The organism is Vibrio sp. 10N.222.48.A3, from assembly GCF_041475345.1.
Lineage (GTDB): Bacteria > Pseudomonadota > Gammaproteobacteria > Enterobacterales > Vibrionaceae > Vibrio > Vibrio tasmaniensis_A.
Genome location: NZ_JBFRVX010000593.1, coordinates 1 through 831, shown reverse-complemented (window position 1 = coordinate 831; position 831 = coordinate 1). Strand labels below are relative to the sequence as shown.

Annotated in this window: 1 protein-coding gene; it reads left to right on the top strand. The window is 45.0% G+C overall.

All coding sequences use genetic code 11. The annotated features are described in order from the left end of the window. Window positions 1-96 precede the first annotated feature (96 nt). On the top strand, window positions 97-831 hold a 735-nt coding region (locus AB4653_RS16715), incomplete at its 3' end, for a sigma-54-dependent transcriptional regulator (RefSeq protein WP_372104782.1).

Sequence of the window (831 nt, the reverse complement as noted above, 5' to 3'; positions counted from 1 at the left end):
GAGTTACCCATAGTTCCAACAAAAGAATCAGATTAGTCGCTAAACAAACCAGTACACCTTCACCAACAATAAAAATAAAAGATTAAAGGAATAACTATGTGTCACGTCTATTTCATTGATGATGAATCCGATCTAAGAATGGCTATTGAACAGAGCTTTGAGCTCGCCGATATTGATGCCGAATTCTTTCCCGATGCGGAGTCTGCTCTGCTCGCAATTCAAGAGAACGGCTTACCTCACGTAATCATCACTGATATCTGTCTACCGGGCCTTTCCGGGCATGACCTACTCAACACCGTGATGCACAAAGACAAAGAAATCCCCGTGATTATGATTACTGGTCACGGCGATATTTCGATGGCGGTACAAGCGATCCAAGATGGCGCCTATGACTTCATCGAAAAGCCGTTCGCCAATGAACGTTTAATCGAAACCACCAAACGAGCAATAGAAAAACGTCAACTCACACTCGAGAATCTTGAATTGAAGCGCTCTTTAAAGGCCAGTAAAGCGCTTGGGCCGAGAATCATTGGTGACACGCAATCAATGACCGACCTGCGTTCTATCATCACTCATGTGGCAGATACTAACGCTGACATTTTACTCTTTGGTGAAACTGGCACAGGCAAAGAGTTGGTCGCACGCTCTCTACATGAACAAAGCAGCCGGCGAGAACAAAACTTCGTCGCCGTCAATTGCGGTGCGGTACCTGAAAACCTGATAGAGAGTGAACTGTATGGTCATGAGAAAGGTGCGTTCACTGGCGCAGAAAGCAAGCGAGTGGGTAAATTTGAATTTGCTCAAGGCGGAACTCTATTCTTAGATGAAATT